The organism is Bacillus sp. 7894-2 (assembly GCF_002272225.1).
Lineage (GTDB): Bacteria > Bacillota > Bacilli > Bacillales > Cytobacillaceae > Cytobacillus.
Map to the genome: position 1 here is coordinate 16,718 of NZ_NPDG01000013.1, position 17,071 is coordinate 33,788.

General features: G+C 42.7%; 13 protein-coding genes. 5 read left to right on the top strand and 8 right to left on the bottom strand.

Annotated elements, in window-relative coordinates; genetic code table 11:
- Positions 1 to 47: 47 nt before the first annotated feature.
- The 5 genes from CHI10_RS02865 to CHI10_RS02885 form a co-directional block, all read right to left on the bottom strand.
- Positions 48 to 1,388 carry a YjiH family protein gene (locus tag CHI10_RS02865; protein WP_095242768.1) on the bottom strand — a complete coding sequence of 447 codons (1,341 nt, stop codon included), beginning with the start codon at positions 1,386 to 1,388 and terminating at the stop codon, positions 48 to 50.
- A gap of 46 nt (positions 1,389 to 1,434) precedes the next feature.
- Positions 1,435 to 2,415, bottom strand: coding sequence for an agmatinase family protein (locus CHI10_RS02870; protein ID WP_095242769.1), 981 nt, complete (start codon positions 2,413 to 2,415; stop codon positions 1,435 to 1,437).
- Positions 2,400 to 3,686: an imidazolonepropionase gene (gene hutI, locus CHI10_RS02875; RefSeq protein WP_095242771.1), complete on the bottom strand. Its 1,287-nt coding sequence runs from the start codon at positions 3,684 to 3,686 to the stop codon at positions 2,400 to 2,402. Before hutI ends, CHI10_RS02870 begins: the two co-directional genes overlap by 16 nt.
- A 216-nt stretch (positions 3,687 to 3,902) precedes the next feature.
- Positions 3,903 to 5,564 (bottom strand): urocanate hydratase, encoded by a 1,662-nt coding sequence (gene hutU, locus CHI10_RS02880; RefSeq protein ID WP_095242772.1) that lies wholly within the window; start codon positions 5,562 to 5,564, stop codon positions 3,903 to 3,905.
- A gap of 172 nt (positions 5,565 to 5,736) precedes the next feature.
- Positions 5,737 to 7,221 carry a response regulator transcription factor gene (locus CHI10_RS02885; protein ID WP_095242774.1) on the bottom strand — a complete coding sequence of 495 codons (1,485 nt, stop codon included), beginning with the start codon at positions 7,219 to 7,221 and terminating at the stop codon, positions 5,737 to 5,739.
- A gap of 147 nt (positions 7,222 to 7,368) precedes the next feature.
- Between CHI10_RS02885 and CHI10_RS02890 the strand changes: the two genes are divergently transcribed.
- Positions 7,369 to 7,821, top strand: a complete 453-nt coding sequence (locus CHI10_RS02890; protein WP_095242776.1) for a cupredoxin domain-containing protein — start codon at positions 7,369 to 7,371, stop codon at positions 7,819 to 7,821.
- Positions 7,822 to 7,930: 109 nt separating this feature from the next.
- On the opposite strand, the gene safA is transcribed toward CHI10_RS02890, so the two are convergent.
- Positions 7,931 to 8,557 carry a SafA/ExsA family spore coat assembly protein gene (gene safA / locus CHI10_RS02895; protein WP_095242778.1) on the bottom strand — a complete coding sequence of 209 codons (627 nt, stop codon included), beginning with the start codon at positions 8,555 to 8,557 and terminating at the stop codon, positions 7,931 to 7,933.
- Between the two features lie 293 nt (positions 8,558 to 8,850).
- Here safA and pflB point away from each other — a divergent pair, with 293 nt between their 5' ends.
- The 3 genes from pflB to CHI10_RS02910 all read left to right on the top strand — a co-directional run bounded on the left by pflB (position 8,851) and on the right by CHI10_RS02910 (position 13,222).
- Positions 8,851 to 11,076, top strand: a complete 2,226-nt coding sequence (gene pflB, locus CHI10_RS02900) for a formate C-acetyltransferase (protein ID WP_095242780.1) — start codon at positions 8,851 to 8,853, stop codon at positions 11,074 to 11,076.
- Positions 11,077 to 11,176: 100 nt separating this feature from the next.
- Positions 11,177 to 11,905: a pyruvate formate-lyase-activating protein gene (gene pflA / locus CHI10_RS02905; RefSeq protein WP_095242782.1), complete on the top strand. Its 729-nt coding sequence runs from the start codon at positions 11,177 to 11,179 to the stop codon at positions 11,903 to 11,905.
- A gap of 255 nt (positions 11,906 to 12,160) precedes the next feature.
- Positions 12,161 to 13,222, top strand: a complete 1,062-nt coding sequence (locus CHI10_RS02910) for a hypothetical protein (RefSeq protein WP_095242785.1) — start codon at positions 12,161 to 12,163, stop codon at positions 13,220 to 13,222.
- Positions 13,223 to 13,258: 36 nt separating this feature from the next.
- Here CHI10_RS02910 and nadE read toward each other — a convergent pair whose 3' ends face one another.
- Both nadE and CHI10_RS02920 read right to left on the bottom strand, forming a co-directional pair.
- A complete protein-coding gene (gene nadE / locus CHI10_RS02915) occupies positions 13,259 to 14,080 on the bottom strand; it encodes an ammonia-dependent NAD(+) synthetase (protein WP_095242787.1) in 822 nt (273 codons plus the stop codon).
- Between the two features lie 27 nt (positions 14,081 to 14,107).
- A complete protein-coding gene (locus CHI10_RS02920; RefSeq protein ID WP_095242789.1) occupies positions 14,108 to 15,565 on the bottom strand; it encodes a nicotinate phosphoribosyltransferase in 1,458 nt (485 codons plus the stop codon).
- 384 nt (positions 15,566 to 15,949) lie between these two features.
- Here CHI10_RS02920 and CHI10_RS02925 point away from each other — a divergent pair, with 384 nt between their 5' ends.
- Positions 15,950 to 17,014: a glycoside hydrolase domain-containing protein gene (locus tag CHI10_RS02925; protein WP_095242791.1), complete on the top strand. Its 1,065-nt coding sequence runs from the start codon at positions 15,950 to 15,952 to the stop codon at positions 17,012 to 17,014.
- Positions 17,015 to 17,071 lie beyond the last annotated feature (57 nt).

The window sequence follows — 17,071 nt, forward strand, 5'->3', positions numbered from 1 at the left end:
AAAAATATATGCGAAAAATCCCCGCTGAAGTGAGCGGGGATTTCCAGTTAAAGCAGCAGATAAGCCAGTGGAGCTGTAATCAGTATGGTCAGAATGGTTCTCTCTGCCCAGATGACAAGCAACTGCGGAATAGTAATAGGAATTTCTGTTGATAAAATACATGGAACAAGTGCAGAAAAGAAGATAATGGCTGAAACCGAAACTACTCCGATTACAAATTTAGTGACCAGTGCAGCCTCTGCTGCCAGCAGGGCTGGAAGGAACATTTCAGCAATTCCCACGGCACTTGCCTTTGCTGCCAATAATGGCTCAGGAAGCTGTACGAGAGCCGTAAAAGGATAAAAGATATATCCCAGCCAATCAAACACAGGAGTGAATTCGGCAAGAATCAGGCCCAATAAACCTACTGACATAATGGAGGGCAAAATAGACATTGTCATGACAAACCCATCTTTTAAATTATCCTTTATGTTTTTCCATAATGTGGGTGACTCAGCTGCTGTATCCATTGCTTCTTTCCAGGCTGCCTGAAGACGGCCCCCTGTAAAGGTTTCAACTGGAGGCTCCTGGCCATTGTAATATTCTTCGCTCATTGATTTAAGAGGCCAGATTCTTACGGTAATAGCCGTTACGATGAAAGTGACAGCAAACGTCGTCCAAAAATAAGTGTTCCAGATTTCCATCAATCCAAGTGTTTTAGCCACAACAATCATGAACGTTGCTGAGACCGTTGAGAACCCGGTAGCAATAATGGCTGCTTCCTTAATGCTATATTTTCCTTCTTTAAATACCCTGTTGGTTATGAGCAGTCCGATTGAATAGCTTCCAACAAAAGAGGCAACTGCATCGATAGCTGATTTTCCCGGTGTTTTCCAGATTGGCTTCATAATCGGCTGCATAATGACACCGAAAAATTCAAGCAATCCATATCCGACGAGCAGGGCAAGAAATACTGAGCCGATTGGAACAAGAAGTCCGACAGACACCACGAGTTTCTCAAATAGGAAAGGTCCCATGCTCGGGTCGAATAGCCAGGCAGGGCCGAAGCCGAAGACAATCATAATGGCTGTAAAAAATCCGATTACCTTAAAAAAAGAGAAAATAGTATTTACTTTATTTTTGTTCCAGGTTTTTGTATAGAAAGGATAAATGGCGCCGAGCAGTATGACAAGCAGCGCATAGTATGTAACAGCTGCAGGCAGGTATGTCTGAATCGCAGTGACGATATGGTCCAGCATAATAGATGATTTCTCATTAACAGTGACTGGTATAAAAAACATAAATAGGCCAATGGCGCTGAAGAAAAAAAACTTAGCTTTATTTTTAATGGTTGCGTTGGGATTCAGTTCAGGCTGGTGAGATTGCTTTATTATTGTTTCTTTTTCCATTCTCATTCCCCCCGTCATTTTTGGGGCAAGGAGCGGAGTGCGCCCCTTACCTCCTGTTCATTAAAGCTGTCATAAAGGTCAGAAAGGTGTACGTGCCTGCTTTCACCGTTGGCTGTGCCTGGTGATCTCTTGTTGGATCAAGGCAGACAATATCCATCGCTGCCGTTTTGGAGGAAAGTCCCGCAGCATATACGGCAGTAAATAGTTCTTCAGTACTCATGCCGCCTGGTGTGGATGCGGGAACGCCCGGCGCAAAACCGATATCCAGCACATCCATGTCAATGGTGACATAAATTTGGTCCACTTTTGATTCCAGCTGCCGGATTGATTCTTTAACCGTTTCTTCAATTCCCCGTCTTCTGGCTTCCTTTAAGGTAATATAATTTAGCTTATGCTCTTTAGCATAATGGACGAGTGACTGGCTGTTGAAAAATCCATGAAGGCCAATATTGTAGACATTTTCCCCTTTAATTTTGTTGTTCTGAATCAGGTTGCGGATGGGCGTCCCATTTGTCGGTCCATGGTCTTCAAGACTTCTGAGGTCAAGGTGCGTATCCAGCTGGAGAATGCCGATTTCTTTTTCAGGCTCCAGTTCCTTAAGGCCGCTGACCAGCATGGCTGTGATGGAGTGATCTCCTCCGATCGCTATTGGGAAAGAATCAGGAAATTGCGTCCGTACGTCCTTCATCGTTTGCTTTATATTGGAATGGCATTGCGGAATATCCGTGAAATGCATCTTCACGTCACCAAGATCCGCAACCTTCAGTTCTTGAAGATCCCTTTCAAAATCCAGGTTGTACGTGGAAAAGCCTTTCCAGGACCTCCTGAAGGATTCAGGGAATTCAGATGCTCCTGATGCACTTATCGATGAGCGGGAAAGAGGGACACCGAAAAGCACGACATCCCAATTTTCTTTTTTTAATTCCTCATCCCTCTGGATTTGGCGAATCCATTCACTCACCTTTACGTCAGTTCCCAGTTCGGTTTGCGGCCAAAAAAACCCGGGAGGATTTATTGTTGGTAGCATAAGCTTCCTCCTTTAACGACCACTTCCCCATTTTTAATCACTGTGTCTGTATGATTCATGCCGTAGTGATACTGCATTTGCATATAGTTCGGCACATTGAGCAGAAGCAAATCAGCCTTTTTGCCGGGCTCTATGCTTCCCACTTCTTCTGCCCGATTGATCGCATGTGCTGCATTAATGGTAGCGGCGGCAATCGCTTCTGCAGGGGTAAGTCCCATGTGCATGCATGCAAGATTCATCATAAATGGCATGGAGCAGGTTGGCGAAGAGCCGGGGTTGCAATCGGTTGATAATGCAACTGGAACACCCTTATCAATCATGCGGCGGCCTCTGGCAGCTTCAGCCATCAGGAAGAATGCTGTGCCTGGAAGAAGAACGCCGATTACTCCCTTCTCAGCCATCATTTCCATGCCCTTATCGGATGCTCTGAGCAAATGATCCGCAGAGATGGCACCAACTTCTGCAGCAAGCTCGGCCCCCTCATATGGTTCGATTTCGTCGGCATGAATCTTAGGAATAAGGCCATGCTTCTTCCCTGCTTCAAGAAGTTTTCTGGACTGCTCCGGTGTGAATACCCCTCTTTCGCAGAAAATATCATTGAATTCGGCGAGCTTTTCTTCCGCGACTTTCGGCAGCATTTCTTCAATAACTAAATCTATAAAAGCATCTGGATTCTCTTTGTATTCAGCAGGAACTGCATGTGCTCCCATAAAGGTGCGGACAACCTCCACCGGATGCAGTTCATCCGCTTTACGGGCTGCTGTCAGCTGTTTTCGCTCTGTTTCCCAATCCAGTCCATATCCGCTTTTTGCCTCTATCGTGGTTACTCCGTGTTTAAGAAAGCGATCAAGACGGACAAGGCTCGCATCTACCAATTCCTCTTCAGATGCGTTTCTGGTCATTGAAGTGGTAGCGTGAATGCCCCCGCCATTGTTCATAATTTCCATATACGTCGCCCCGTTCAGGCGCATATTGAACTCCTCTTCCCTGCTGCCTGCATATACGAGGTGTGTATGCGGATCAACAAGCCCTGGAAGGAGTATTTTTCCTGTCGCATCAATGATTTCAGCTTCCTGAAGCCGGCTTTGATATTCAGCATCGAGTTCAGCTGTTTTACCTGCTGACTTGATCCTGCCTTCTTCAATCCATACTGCTCCGTCTTCAATGATGTGAAGCTCGCTCATTTTTTCTTTTGTGAGGGGCTGTTTGGAGCCGCCCTTTAAGGTGATCATCTGATTTGCATGTTTGATAAAAATAGGTTTTGAGTGCATTTTGTGCTCCTCCTTAAAAAATGGAAGTTCCAATCCGCAGAAATTACGGATTGGAGGGCTTCCTCATTGAAAATATTCATGGTTATTTGCAAGTTTAAGAGTTTTATTTGCAGAATTGACTGGTGTATTTGCAGATTTAACTGGTCTATTTGCAAATTAGCATGGTTTATTTGCAGATTTTTTACTTCTATTTGCAAAGTTCATAAAAGGAAATCTTTATTTCATCATTGGAATGTTTACGCCTTTTTCTTTTGCTGTTTTGATAGCAAGGTCATAGCCTGCATCTACATGGCGTACGATTCCCATTCCAGGATCAGATGTGAGAACACGTTCAAGGCGCTGTTCCGCATCCTTCGTGCCATCCGCAACGATGACCATTCCTGCATGAAGAGAGTAGCCCATTCCTACGCCGCCTCCATGGTGGACAGATACCCAGCTTGCTCCACCGACAGCATTGATCAGTGCATTCAGGATTGGCCAGTCAGCCACTGCATCACTGCCGTCCTTCATGGCTTCTGTCTCGCGGTTTGGAGATGCAACGGAACCGGAATCCAGATGATCACGACCGATAACAATCGGTGCTTTTAATTCCCCGCTGGCAACCATATCATTGATGATTTTTCCAAATCTTGCGCGCTCCCCATAACCGAGCCAGCAAATTCTTGAAGGCAGTCCTTGGAATTGAATTTTCTCCCGTGCCATCTTGATCCATTTGCAAAGGTGCTCATTATCCGCAAACTCGCGCAGGATCACTTCATCTGTTTTATAGATATCTTCAGGATCTCCTGATAATGCTACCCAGCGGAAAGGCCCTTTTCCTTCGCAGAATAACGGACGGATGTAGGCAGGCACGAATCCAGGGAAATCAAACGCATTCTTGACACCCTCATCTTTTGCAACCTGACGGATATTGTTTCCATAATCAAATGTGATTGCACCCTTCTTCTGCATGTCCAGCATTGCCTGAACATGGACAGCCATGCTTGCTTTTGATTTCTGAACATATTCAGCAGCTTCTTCCTTTCTCAGAACAGCTGCTTCCTCTAAAGAATAGCCAATCGGGACATAGCCATTTAAAGGATCATGTGCGGAAGTCTGGTCAGTCAGGACATCCGGGATGAAATTCATTTCAAGCATCTTTGGCAAAATTTCAGCTGCATTGCCTAATAGACCGATAGAAAGCGGACGTCCTTCCTGTTTTGCCTCTTTTGCCAATTTAATAGCCTCTTCAATGGAATAAACCTTTGTATCCAGATATTTCGTTTCAAGCCTGCGGTCAATGCGGTGTTCATCCACATCAATGGCAATGCAGACACCATCATTCATGGTTACGGCAAGCGGCTGAGCGCCACCCATTCCGCCAAGGCCAGCTGTTAACGTAATCGTTTGTTTCAGTGAGCCGGAGAAGTGCTGTCGGCCAAGCTCAGCAAATGTTTCATACGTCCCTTGCACGATCCCTTGGCTTCCGATGTAAATCCAGCTTCCCGCTGTCATTTGGCCATACATCATCAGGCCTTTCTTATCAAGCTCATGGAACGTATCCCAGTTTGCCCAGGCCGGCACCAGATTCGAGTTGGCGATCAATACCTTTGGTGCATCTTTATGTGATTTAAATACCGCAACCGGTTTTCCGGATTGAACAAGTAGTGTTTCATCGTCTTCTAATTCATGCAGAGTTTTTACAATCGCGTCATAACAATCCCAATTCCGGGCTGCCTTTCCGATCCCGCCGTATACAACCAGCTCTTCCGGAATCTCTGCAACCTCTTTGTCTAAGTTATTCATAAGCATGCGAAGTGCCGCTTCCTGAATCCAGCCCTTTGCATGCAGCTCACTGCCTTGATAATTTTTAATTTCTCTTTTTGTTTCCGCTTTCATTGTTATCCCTCCAATGTTATCTCATATTTAAATTTTATAATGAGAACTATCTGAAAAGTATAATAATTAGGTTTGATATTTTATAAAAATGTAAGATTATTTATTTGGATTTTGCCTATTTTTATATTAATATTGGTATTTTTATAAAAATAGACAAAAATAAAACCCCCGATTAAAAGGAGGTTTTGTTCAGACTTTTTCTGAATTGATTAGGCGGCATACCTTTAATTTTACTGAACACTTTATTGAAATACTGCTGATTTCGAAAACCGCAAACGGATGAGATTTCTTTTATGCTCATTTCTGATTCCAGCAGCAGCTTGGCAGATTGCCTGATCCGGGTTTCATTAAGAAGCTCCCGAAATGATTTTCCGCATTTTTTTGCCAGCATGGAGCTGATATAGTTCGGGTTTCTATCTGCATATTCAGCTGCCCTCTCAAGGGTAATTGAAGAGTCCCAGTAATTTGTTTCTATAAAGAATTGGACTCTGTCTGTAAGATCCAGCTTCAGTTTCTTATCAGATCGAATGGTTTCAAAAACATAGGAAATGAAGCTGATCATTTCATTAATAATGCGGTAAATCAAGGGCGAATAAAGAATCGTCTGGAATAAACGAAGGTACTCCTTCTCCATTTCTCCGTCGGCCAGGCGGAATGTCTTCATATGCCTGCGGATTTGCGCAAGAATACTGGTCAGCCGGATTCTGATAAGCCCGGGTTCCGGATATGGATCTTCCAATATAAGAAACTCTTTGGAAAACCATGATTTGATTCCTTCTAAATCAGCCTGATTCAGAAAATCAATCCAGCTGCTCTGTTCCTCGGGAGTTAAGAACGGATCAATTGAAACCCATTTAGGCAATGAGGCTTCCTCAATTACCTGATTAAATCCCCTGTAAAAAGTTAACTCCATCAATTTTCTGTTCGCATCATAATGGTTTTTTAGTGTATTCTGATCATCCTGGCCAGTATGAATGCTTATGGCGATTGGTTCAGCTGAGGTTTCCTGCCAATTCCTCATGAATCTGACGCTTTCCTCTTTCCATGATACGCCCGGTTTTTCAGCAACTATCAGTACCATGTCACTTAAAATAAAATGATCGACTTTTTTCTGGAAGCCATAGCTTTCCAGAAATTCATATAACTTTGGAAGCTCAAGGACATTCTCAGTTTTTATGCCAATGGAAAGAAAACGTTCTGCCGGTTCTGGAGCTTCTAAAAATATATCCTGATAATTAAATGCTTTATCAGTAACCATTCCGGAGCTTTTTAAAGCCGCTGGAATTCTCAGCTTCTGGCGCCTATGAATGTTTCGTGCGGATTTCAATAAAATATCAGCTGAAATGGGCTTAAGTATTAAATCGGCTACACCCATGTCAATGGCTCGTTTTGCCTGTGAAAAGGTCGCTTCCATCGTAAGTGCAATAAGATCCGGCCCTATAATTTGAATGGTTTTTAAGAAAGAGCTGTATCTATCTTCCTTTATCAGATCCAGTTCAAAAATCAGCAGATCGGGCTGAAAAGTCTCAAGCTTTTTAATAAGCCCTGCCTCATCTTCGGCAGCCTCTACTTCCCATGCGTTCATTGAAGATTTTAGCAGCCACTCTATACCCTTTGTATCGTACTCATCCCGATTGGCCACAAGTACCTTGTACATGCTGCCACATCCTTTTTAATTCTATTATGAAATAATTTTTCAGCAGCTGTAAAGAAAAATCGGAAAAATCCCGCAAATAGTAGACAAGTTATGAGGCCCTTACAGCATATCTATATATGGACAACTAATTTTGGAAGGAGTATGAGCATGCCTTTTCTTGTATTAAAGAAACGCAGCATCATTGCCTTTGTCATCATATTTTCAGTCATTGTTTCTGCATCCCTTTGGTTTTTTTCAAAGTCGGACAGTTTGACGGTATTCAACCAGAATGAAGGCGAAAAAGTCCGGGAAATCCATATGGTTACAGGAGAGTTTAAAGCAAAGCTGCCTGATGGCAAGGAAATTGAAGCGTATCGCTGGGATCCGGGAACCATTTTTCTCGAAAAAAATGAAAAGGTTAATCTGAAGATTTGGGGAGTTAATGGAATGGAACACCCTTATATTATCGAAGGAACGGATATTAAGGGAGTTGTAAAGAAAGCTGAAGAAACAGTGGTCCCTCTTCAATTTGACAAAGAAGGCGTATACCGTCTGGTTTGTCTTACTCATCCGGATAAGGATAATAGCGGACCGATGATTGCTTATATTGTAGTAGATTAATGGGCAAAGCAAAAGCACCGGATTTCTCCGGTGCTTTTCTTTACTGTCTGGCTCCAGCTCCTACCCCTTTGAGGTGTCGGGGGTGGGCAAGGCGCTTCTGCTTTTCCTCTTATCTCCCAATAAACATTTGTGTCCAATAGTGTCCGTAAGTTCCGCCCTGAGCGTAGCCTACTCCGATTTCTGTGAAGTTCGCAGATAGGATATTTTTGCGGTGTCCTTCACTGTTCATCCAGGCAGTTACTACTTCCTGAGGCGTTTTTTGCCCGGCAGCAATGTTTTCCCCGGCAGTCCTGTAGGTGATTCCGAAGCTCTTCATCATATCAAACGGGCTTCCGTATGTAGGGGAGTTATGATCGAAATATCTCTTATTAATCATATCCTGAGATTTGTACCTTGCTACTCTGGCAAGCTCCCAATTCGATTTTAACGGCTTTAATCCATACTTTGCTCTTTCCTGGTTAACAAGCTGGACGACCTGCTCTTCCACCCCTGTTGTGGCTTTTGAAAGAGTAGGGATATTCACCTTTTGCCCTGGATAAATGGAGTTCGGATTTGAGATCTGCCCATTGGCATTGATGATTTCAGAGACCCCAACCTGATACTTCATGGCGATCTTCCACATCGTATCCCCTGGCTGAACGGTATGTACTGTTGATGCTTTTGCATCAAAATTGAATCCAAAGACAAGTGCGACAGACAACATTAAAATGAATGAAATTTTTGATAGTGTTTTCATATTTATATTTAATCAAAATCTTTTATTCTTATAAACAGGTAATTGTTGGGCAGAATGTAAGAATTTCAAAGTGATTGCTATCTTTTTATTATCCAGTGTTCCATCTGTATATATAACAGTTCTAAGATTCCGGGGGTTTTGTAATACACGTTTTACTTGAAGTTGTATAAAACATTACATTTCACAATACGTTCAAAATCCTTGTGATTTATTTCACATTAAATCTGTTATATTGAGAGTATAGTAAAGTTGTAATAACTGTTACACCAATAATCCCTTTGAGGTGAACTGGCATGGAAAGATGGAATGGCTTTAGAGAAGGCATTTGGACACGTGAAATTGATGTTAGAGATTTTATATTAAAGAATTTTGCACCTTTTTCCGGAGATGAATCATTTTTGGAAAGCCCGACAGATGCTACATCGTTATTATGGGAAAAAGTAATGGATCTCACTAAAAAAGAGCGGGAACAAGGCGGCGTGCTCGATATGGACACAGAAATCGTCTCTACTATTACCTCACATGGACCTGGTTATCTCGATCAAGATAAAGAAAAAATTGTAGGTGTTCAGACTGACCAGCCGTTTAAGCGCTCACTTCAGCCATTTGGCGGAGTCCGCATGGCTGTGGCTGCCTGTGAAGCATATGGCTATGAAGCCAGCAAAGATATGGAAAAAATATTTACGGACTACCGCAAAACACATAACCAGGGTGTGTTTGATGCCTATACTGATGAAATGAAACTCGCCCGTAAGGCCGGCATTATAACCGGTCTGCCTGATGCATATGGCCGGGGCAGGATTATCGGTGATTACCGCAGGGTTGCCCTTTATGGGACTGACCGCTTGATTGAAGCCAAAAAAGCGGATTTGAAATCAACCACACGTGTAATGACGGAAGAAAATATTCGATTGAGGGAAGAAATTTCAGAACAGATCAGAGCTCTGAAGGAACTGAAGCAGCTGGCAAACAGCTACGGTTTTGATATTTCTAAACCAGCAGGAAATGCTCTTGAAGCTTTCCAATGGCTGTATTTCGCTTATCTTGCCGCCATCAAGGAACAAAATGGTGCAGCTATGAGTCTTGGCCGTGTTTCCACTTTTCTTGATATTTTCATAGAAAGAGACATAAAGAACGGAACACTTACCGAGAAGGAAGCGCAGGAGCTTGTTGACCATTTTGTCATGAAGCTGCGCCTTGTAAAATTCGCAAGAACGCCTGACTATAATGAATTATTCAGCGGTGATCCTACATGGGTGACAGAATCCATAGGCGGCATGGCGCTTGATGGCCGTCCGCTTGTCACAAAGAATTCATTCCGCTTCCTTCATACCCTTAGAAATCTTGGTCCGGCTCCGGAACCAAACTTAACGGTTTTATGGTCCGCCAAGCTTCCTGAGAATTTTAAAAAATATTGTGCCAGGATGTCAATCGAAACAAGCTCAATCCAATACGAAAACGACGATATCATGCTTCCTGAGTATGGCGATGATTATGGAATCGCCTGCTGTGTTTCTGCAATGGAAATCGGAAAACAAATGCAGTTTTTCGGAGCAAGAGCCAACCTTGCAAAAGCTCTATTATATAGCATTAATGGCGGCAAAGATGAAATACTTAAGGATCAGGTCGGCCCGGCCTATGCCCCAATAACATCAGACATCCTTCATTATGAGGAAGTGATGGAGAAGTTTGATTTCATGATGGAATGGCTGGCAGACCTCTATATTAATACTTTGAATATCATTCATTACATGCATGATAAATATAGCTACGAACGAATCGAAATGGCACTGCATGACTCTGAAATTCTCAGAACAATGGCCACTGGCATCGCAGGTCTGAGTGTTGCGGCCGATTCCCTAAGTGCCATCAAATACGCAACCGTTAAAGCAGTCCGTGATGAGAATGGGATCGTGGTTGATTTTATAACAGAAGGAGATTTTCCGAAATACGGAAATAATGATGATCGCGTTGACAGCATCGCTATAGACCTTGTTGAACGGTTTATGAAAAAGCTCCGCAAGCACCAGACTTACAGAAACTCTATGCATACCATGTCGATCTTAACCATTACTTCAAATGTGGTATATGGCAAGAAAACTGGAAATACACCTGATGGAAGGCGTACCGGAGAGCCATTTGCGCCTGGTGCAAATCCAATGCACGGAAGAGATACGAAAGGAACGCTTGCGTCCCTGTCTTCTGTTGCAAAATTACCATACAAACAGGCGCTCGATGGCATCAGCAACACCTTCTCCATTGTCCCTAAAGCACTCGGAAAGGATGATGAAAGCCGTGTGCGCAATCTGGTATCCATACTCGATGGATATGCTATAAAATCCGGGCATCACTTAAATGTCAATGTATTTAACAAAGAAACACTTCTGGATGCCATGGAACATCCGGAGGAATATCCGCAGCTGACCATTAGGGTTTCAGGCTATGCAGTGAACTTCATTAAGCTGACTAAAGAGCAGCAGCTTGATGTAATAAATCGAACATTCCATGAATCCATGTAACCAATCGGATAGCGGGCCATTTTAATCGGCCCCCTTCTTCAAAAAGCTTTAGCAAGGTGCAGCTGCGGCTGCACCGGTGCTTATGGAAAGGAAGATGATCATGCACGGCAACATTCATTCAATCGAGACATTCGGTACAGTAGACGGACCTGGCATCCGGTATGTTATTTTTACACAGGGGTGCCTCCTGCGCTGTCAATTTTGCCATAATGCAGATACTTGGGAAATTGGAACTGGGAAGCAAATGTCCGTTTCAGAAATCATGAATGACCTGCAATCCTATCTCCCTTTCTTCGAGGCTTCCGGAGGCGGCATCACAGTCAGCGGCGGTGAACCTTTGCTGCAGCTTCCATTCCTTATAGAGCTTTTTAAAGAATGCAAGAAACTTGGCATTCACACTGCCATAGATTCATCAGGAGGCTGCTATTCCAGCTCCCCGCTTTTCCAGACGCAGCTGAAAGAGCTTATGAGCTATACAGACCTCGTGCTGCTGGATTTGAAGCATATTGATAGGGAGAAACATAAAAAACTGACAGGACTTACAAATGAACACATTCTTCAATTTGCCCGGTATCTGTCTGACCATCAGGTGCCTGTGTGGATCCGCCATGTGCTGGTGCCAACAAAGTCTGATGATGAACGGGATTTGGAACGATTAGGAAGCTTTATTAAAGAATTGAACAATGTGGAAAAAATCGAGGTTCTCCCCTACCACAAGCTTGGTGTATATAAATGGGAAGCGCTTGGCTTGGAATATCCGCTGAAGGATATTGAGCCTCCGAACGAGGAAAAAACGGAATGGGCTTATCGGATTTTGGCTGGGTTATAGGATCTTAGATGAAACGTTTTGCGTGGTTAGCCCCAATTTTGTGATTGGGGCTTTGTTTGTATCTTGTATTTGTCGATTGTTACAGTGCGAGTGCCGGGTTCGGACTCAAAAACACAAACGGATGCTCGCTGAGTCAGAAGTTGGCATGGGTTCTGACACAAAACCGCGAACGAATGCTCGCTGAGTCAAAATTCATCAAAACTTCAATATCATTTACCCCTCATATAAGCTATAATTAAAGTGAGGTGGATAATTATGACAATTACATTTAAAAAGCCTAAGTGGCTGGTTTTTGGTGTACTTTTATCTATGATTCTGTGTTCCAACTACATCCTATACAGAACCCCGCTATTTGGTCCGGTTCCGGATGGTGCGGCTGTTGGCTCTTTGATTGATTTGCTCGTTGTTGTTCCGCTGTTGGCGTATTTCCTTATCTTGCGGAAAAGGTATTCGCTGAAGTATTTAGGGGCAGTTATTCTAGCAGGATACGCAGCTGCTTATTTTATTATCCCTGCCAGCCAATTATCGCAGTTTGCCTTTTTGCCATATGTAATTGTTTTTTCCGAAGCGCTTTTTATTGGGCTGGAGCTGTTTATTGCCTATAAGATTCTTACTAAGCTGCCTGTACTTTTAAAAGAATACCGCAGGCTAAACGATATTAATTCCCTATTTCTCTTTAATGTTAAGAGAGCGGCTGAAACGCATTTGCCGAATAATAGGTTGGTAACTGTATTCGTCACTGAATTCGCCATGTTTAATTACGCCCTGTTTTCATGGAAAAAGAAGCTTTCCATAAAGCATGGAGATTCATTCACCTACCATCAGAAAACAAGTGTAAATGCTGTTTATATTATGCTGATTCATGCGATAGCCATTGAGTCGATCGGACTTCATTATTGGCTTCATTCATGGAATGCAATTGTGGCATATATCATCCTAATTGCAAATATTTATGGCATTATGTACTTCCTGGCAGAGATAAACGCCACCCGCTTAACCCCTTTCGTCCTTACTAATTCTCATTTGCTGCTGCAAACCGGATTCTCAAAAAGCATGTACCTTCATTTGGAGGAAATCAAGGAGATCAACTATTATGATGGCCCCGAAAAGTTTAGCAAACAAGAAATGAATGATATATTTGATGCAAGAGTGCCTGATCTTATCCAGGAAAAGCCGATGTTCGAAATTATACTGAAGGAGCCGGCAGTTTATGAGCTGATGTTCGGCATTAAAAGAAAAGCAAGCCGCATTGTTCTGAATGTGGATGAACCGCAGAGGTTTTATCAGGAGGTTTCGAACAAATTAGCTCAAAAGTAAAAGGAAAATCCCCAGGGATTTTCCTTTTTGTGTACATTATTTCCACCAGTTATCGTGCATGGATGCAGGCATCTGGCGTTTATGTTGGGAAACGATGTAACGTTTTTCAATCTTCTCTGCGGCTTCCGGACTTACTGATTTTCCTTCAAGGTAGTCATCCAATTCATCGTATGAAATACCCAGTTCCGTTTCATCAGCCTGTCCGGGTTTTTGGTCCAGAAGATCGGCAGTCGGCACTTTTAAGTAAAGTCTTTCTTCTGCCCCAAGCTCTTTAAGCAATGCCTTTCCCTGTCTTTTAGTCAGTCCGGATAATGGCAGGACGTCTGCTCCGCCATCACCATATTTTGTGTAGAATCCTGTCACTGCTTCTGCTGCATGATCCGTCCCGACAACCAGCAGGCCGTATTGGCCGCCAACTGCATATTGGGCGATCATTCTCATGCGGGCTTTCACATTGCCTTTATGAAAATCCTTTAAAGGTTCCTCCGGCAATATACGATCATATTCGGTTTGTACTTCATCCACTGCATTTTTAATGTTAAATACAACTTCACGGTCAGCCTGAATAAAAGAAAGCGCCAGCTGTGCATCCTCTTCATCCTGCTGTACACCATATGGCAGGCGGACTGCCATGAAAGTTGCCTCTTTGCCTTCATTTCGCATTTCTTCAACGGCGAGCTGCGCAAGTCTTCCGGCGAGAGTGGAATCCTGGCCCCCACTTATGCCAAGTACATACCCTTTGGCATTCGATTTAACAAGGTAATCCTTTAAAAACTGAATTCTGTTTTTTATCTCTTCTTTTGGATCGATTACTGGATTCACATTTAAATCTTCCATAATTTCTTTTTGCCTATTCATTACAGGTTCCTCCCTCTTCATAAAGCTTCAGCTCTTTATATTTTGTTTTACCTGGCTGATCATGTTCATTTTATTATCCCAGCACTCCTGGCTCAGGTCGACCGGGTATTCCTCCGGATTAAGAGAACGGCGGTACTCGTCCCATAATACGTTGAGATTTTCCTTTGCAAAGCTTTGCATCTTTTTTAAAGATGGAACTTTGTAGGTGAGCTTCCCTTCCTGAAAAATCACTTTATGTAATTCTCTCGCATCAAAATTAGTAACGAATTTGCTTACGAACGTGTGAACTGGATGGAACATCTTAAGCTTTGGTTCAGCTTGAGGATTTTCATGATCCAGCGCAATATAGTCTCCCTCTGATTTATGGTTGTCTTTGTTAATAATCCGATATACTCTCTTCAGGCCTGGGGTAGTCACTTTCTCCGGATTGCCGCTTATTTTGATTGTGTCAGTCATCTTGCCATCTTCATTTTCGATTGAAACGAGTTTATAAACAGCTCCTAATGCAGGCTGCTCATAAGCCGTGATCAATTTTGTGCCAATGCCCCAAATATCGATTTTCGCTCCTTGAGCTTTAAGGTTAATGATGGTGTATTCATCCAGATCATTTGATGCAATAATCTTAGTATCATGAAAACCGGCATCATCCAGCATTTTTCTCGCTTCTTTGGACAGATACGCCAAGTCCCCGCTATCCAGTCTAATTCCTTTAAAGTTAATTTGACCTTCCATTTCCCGGGCCACTTTAATGGCGTTTGGGACTCCGGATTTCAGCGTGTCATACGTATCGACGAGAAAAACACAGTCCTTATGGGTTTGGGCATATTTCTTAAAAGCGGTATACTCGTCCTGATATGCCTGTACAAAAGAATGGGCATGTGTCCCTGCAGCTGGAATGCCAAATTTCTTGCCAGCTCTTACGTTGGAAGTGGCATCAAAGCCGCCAATATAGGCTGCTCGCGTACCCCAGATGGCTGCGTCCATTTCCTGAGCCCTTCTGGAGCCAAATTCCATAGCGGTCCCATCGCCAATCACTTCTTTGATTCGTGTCGCTTTTGTCGCAATCAAAGTTTGGTAATTTATAATATTTAATAGTGCTGTTTCCACGATCTGGGCTTCTGCCAGCGGAGCTTCTACACGCATAATTGGCTCATTGCCAAACACAAGCTCTCCCTCTTCCATTGATTTAATGGTTCCTGAAAAAGTCATGTTTTTCAGATAATCGAGGAAATCATCAGCATAATTCAATTCATTTTTTAAGTAAAGCAGGTCACTTTCGGTGAATCTGAAATTCTCAATATACTCGATGACCCTTTCAAGGCCTGCAAAAACACCATATCCATTCCCAAAAGGGAGCTTCCTAAAGTAGACTTCAAAAACGGCTTTTCGATTATGTATGTTGTCTTCCCAATAAGTCTGCGCCATATTGATCTGGTACAAATCAGTATGCAAAGCTATACTGTCATCCGCAAATTCCCTGTCCATAATGCAACCTCCTGTGACAAATCTTCCTAATAAATTTCTTATCGGCTAGTATTCCCTATTCATATCTTTCTCATCTTAAATGAATGGAAAATTTGCCTATTATTTTTATAGTAGTGAAGTTCAAAGGCTTAAGCAAATTTTTTAACCTGAAATATATACGGATATTTACCCATTTAAGACTTTTTTACACATTCTCCAACTGCTGTTCGTTATTTTGAACAAGTGATATTATCGCGTTATAACTCTTTAAAATTATTTCCCGATTATCTGATGCTGTGAAGTTATTTTAGGATAAGAAAGCATTTTCACCCCCCTTTTGCAGTAATCACCAACCCTCCGCCCTCCGCATAAGATGTCATGAACTGACAAGGAGGGCTGTGAGATATGGAAAGACGGGGCCTTTTGCCTTTTGTTGTGACCGCATTTTTTGCCGTAATGATTTCACTCTTTACTTTTTCGCTTATGGATTCAAAGGATGCCGAGCCGCCAAAAACAGAGACCGTTCCGGATGGCCAGAGCACAAACCATGACAGTGATATCTCGAATGAAGTAAAAAATAATATTAAAGGCAATAAAGCCAATGTGAATAATTCAATTGACAACGATTTAAATAATGGTGAAGATAGTCAAATTGAAAATAATGTTACAAATGATATAGAGGTAAATGTTGATGTGAATGTAACCAATACGATAAAAAATAAAGCTGATAAAAACCAGGACTCCGGTCAAAAAGATAATGAAAAGGAAAATAGCAGCGGCGGTAAGGGTAAGGAAAATGACCAGGACGGCCAGTCAGGGGATGATGAAGTCGTTTGGGGTGTAGACTCGGCAAGTCTCACTACAAGCGACTTGCTTTCTTGTGTTCGTGAAAACTTTGGATCTCCTAAAGTATGGGGACGGTATTTAGGTGAAAAAGAAGGTGTATCAGCAGGCATTACACCCGAAGAGGCTGAACTGCTGCAGGACAATGATATTAAATTACTCGTGATATGGAATCGATTTAATGATGCAACAGGCCTTGAAAATGGACAGAGTGAAGCAAGAGCAGCTGTTCAATTGGCAAAGGAGCTGGGGATACCCGAGGGTGTCGCGATTTTTGCGGATATCGAGCCTAACTATCCTGTCGACTCTTCTTTTATAAAAGGCTGGTATCAAGCCATGTCGGAATCACCCTATGAACCTGGCATTTACGGGATTTTTGATAAGGAAAAGGCCCTGATGAAAGCTTTCGATCAGGCTGCTGCTGAAAACTCTCCCCTTCTTGATAACACATTTATATGGACTGCTGCGCCGAATAAAGGAATCACCGCTAAGAAACAGGCGCCTGAATATAAACCAGAAGCTCCGGAAAACTCACTGATTGCAGGCTGGCAGTATGGAATTGATGCGAAGGCATGCAATATCGATACAAACTTATTTAACAAAGACATTTTGGATGTTCTTTGGTGAATAAAAATATAGAATTGTATTGGCGAGGTTTACTTTTAATATATTATTTACAGAGTT

Excerpts from the sequence above, each read along its gene's own strand:
- hutU (WP_095242772.1), bottom strand. The coding sequence starts at position 5,564 with ATGAAAGCGGAAACAAAAAGAGAAATTAAAAATTATCAAGGCAGTGAG.
- hutI (WP_095242771.1), bottom strand. The coding sequence starts at position 3,686 with ATGCACTCAAAACCTATTTTTATCAAACATGCAAATCAGATGATCACC.
- CHI10_RS02885 (WP_095242774.1), bottom strand. The coding sequence starts at position 7,221 with ATGTACAAGGTACTTGTGGCCAATCGGGATGAGTACGATACAAAGGGT.
- pflA (WP_095242782.1), top strand. The coding sequence starts at position 11,177 with ATGCACGGCAACATTCATTCAATCGAGACATTCGGTACAGTAGACGGA.
- CHI10_RS02870 (WP_095242769.1), bottom strand. The coding sequence starts at position 2,415 with ATGCTACCAACAATAAATCCTCCCGGGTTTTTTTGGCCGCAAACCGAA.
- CHI10_RS02890 (WP_095242776.1), top strand. The coding sequence starts at position 7,369 with ATGCCTTTTCTTGTATTAAAGAAACGCAGCATCATTGCCTTTGTCATC.
- CHI10_RS02925 (WP_095242791.1), top strand. The coding sequence starts at position 15,950 with ATGGAAAGACGGGGCCTTTTGCCTTTTGTTGTGACCGCATTTTTTGCC.
- CHI10_RS02920 (WP_095242789.1), bottom strand. The coding sequence starts at position 15,565 with ATGGACAGGGAATTTGCGGATGACAGTATAGCTTTGCATACTGATTTG.
- safA (WP_095242778.1), bottom strand. The coding sequence starts at position 8,557 with ATGAAAACACTATCAAAAATTTCATTCATTTTAATGTTGTCTGTCGCA.
- nadE (WP_095242787.1), bottom strand. The coding sequence starts at position 14,080 with ATGAATAGGCAAAAAGAAATTATGGAAGATTTAAATGTGAATCCAGTA.
- CHI10_RS02910 (WP_095242785.1), top strand. The coding sequence starts at position 12,161 with ATGACAATTACATTTAAAAAGCCTAAGTGGCTGGTTTTTGGTGTACTT.
- CHI10_RS02865 (WP_095242768.1), bottom strand. The coding sequence starts at position 1,388 with ATGGAAAAAGAAACAATAATAAAGCAATCTCACCAGCCTGAACTGAAT.
- pflB (WP_095242780.1), top strand. The coding sequence starts at position 8,851 with ATGGAAAGATGGAATGGCTTTAGAGAAGGCATTTGGACACGTGAAATT.